Here is a 2,058-nt window from a genome sequence, read left to right as displayed (position 1 = left end):
TCGCCTCGGACGGGCGGTGCAAGTCCTTCTCCACCGACGCCGACGGCACCGGCTGGTCCGAAGGCGCCGGCGTCATCCTCGTCGAACGCCTCTCCGACGCCCAACGCAACAACCACCCCGTCCTCGCCATCATCCGCGGCACCGCAGTCAACCAGGACGGCGCCTCCAACGGCCTCACCGCCCCCAACGGCCCCGCCCAACAACGCGTCATCCGCCAAGCCCTCACCAACGCCCGCCTCACCACCACAGACATCGACGCCGTCGAAGCCCACGGCACCGGCACCACCCTCGGCGACCCCATCGAAGCCCAAGCCCTCATCGCCACCTACGGCCACAACCGCCCCGACAACCAACCCCTCTACCTCGGCACCATCAAATCCAACCTCGGCCACACCCAAGCCGCCGCCGGCGCCGCCGGCATCATCAAAATGGTCCAGGCCCTACGCCACGCCACCCTCCCCCGCACCCTCCACATCACCACCCCCACCACCAAGGTCGACTGGACCGAAGGCAACATCCAACTCCTCACCGAAACCCTCAACTGGCCCCAACACGACCACCCCCGCCGCGCCGGCATCTCCTCCTTCGGCGTCAGCGGCACCAACGCCCACATCATCCTCGAACAAGCACCCCCCACCACCGACACCCCCGACAACACCGACACCCAGGACACCCCCGACAACACCAACAACACCGACAACACCAACACCCAGGACAGCACCGACAGCACCACCCCGCAGACCGACACCCCCCTGCCCCTCCTCCTCTCCGCCACCACCCCCCAAGCCCTCCAAGCCCAAGCCACCCAACTCCACCACCACCTCACCACCCACCCCGACCTCACCATCCACCAAACCACCCACACCCTCGCCACCACCCGCGCCCACCTCCACCACCGCGCCGCCCTCCTCACCACCCACAACGACCGCAACACCCTCCTCCAAACCCTCCAAGCCCTCGCCACCAACACCCCCCACCCCCACCTCATCACCTCAACCAACCACCAACCCCGCTACGCCTACCTCTTCACCGGCCAAGGCGCCCAACACCCCCAAATGGGCCACCAGCTCTACACCACCCACCCCACCTACGCCCAAACCCTCGACACCATCTGCGACCACCTCGACCCCCACCTCGACCACCCCCTACGCGACATCCTCTTCGCCCACCCCGACACCCACCACGCCACCCTCCTCAACCAAACCCTCTACACCCAAACCGCCACCTTCGCCCTCCAAATCGCCCTCCACCGCCTCCTCGAACACCACAACCTCCACCCCCACGCCCTCACCGGCCACTCCATCGGCGAACTCGCCGCCGCCCACGCCGCCGGCATCCTCACCCTCCAAGACGCCTGCACCCTCATCGCCACCCGCGCCCGCCTCATGCAAAACCTCCCCACCGGCGGCACCATGATCGCCATCCAAGCCACCGAAGAAGAAATCACCCCCCACCTCACCAACCACACCCACCACGCCTCCATCGCCGCCATCAACACCCCCGACAACCTCGTCATCTCCGGCGACACCACCACCATCACCACCATCGCCAACCACTTCGCCAACCAAGGCCGCACCACCAAACAACTCCCCGTCAGCCACGCCTTCCACTCACCCCTCATGCACCCCATCCTCGACGACTTCCACAAAGTCGCCCAAACCCTCACCTACCACCACCCCACCACCCCCCTCATCTCCACCGTCACCGGCACCATCCCCGACAACCCCGACCACTGGACCAACCCCACCTACTGGACCAACCAAATCCACCAACCCGTCCGATTCCACCAAGCACTCCAAACCCTCCACACCCAAAACATCACCCACACCATCGAAATCGGACCCCACCCCACCCTCACCAACCACGCCACCACCACCCTCCCAAACCACACCCACACCCACACCCTGCGCCGCAACCAACCCGAAAACCACACCCTCCACACCACCCTCGCCCACGCCCACACCAACGGCATCCCCATCACCTGGACCAACCACCACCCCACCACCCCCACCCCCCTCCCCACCTACCCCTTCCAACACCAGCACTACTGGCTCCAGC

At 66.4% G+C, this 2,058-nt stretch carries 1 protein-coding gene; it reads left to right on the top strand.

What is annotated here, in order from left to right:
• Positions 1-2,058 (top strand): type I polyketide synthase (locus tag ACFZB9_RS36870; protein ID WP_391454538.1); only part of this gene is annotated, 2,058 nt, incomplete at both ends.

The organism is Kitasatospora sp. NPDC008050, from assembly GCF_042957465.1.
Taxonomy (GTDB): Bacteria; Actinomycetota; Actinomycetes; order Streptomycetales; family Streptomycetaceae; genus Kitasatospora.
The sequence above is the reverse complement of the archived record's forward strand: the minus strand, read 5'-3'. Positions and strand labels throughout refer to the sequence as shown.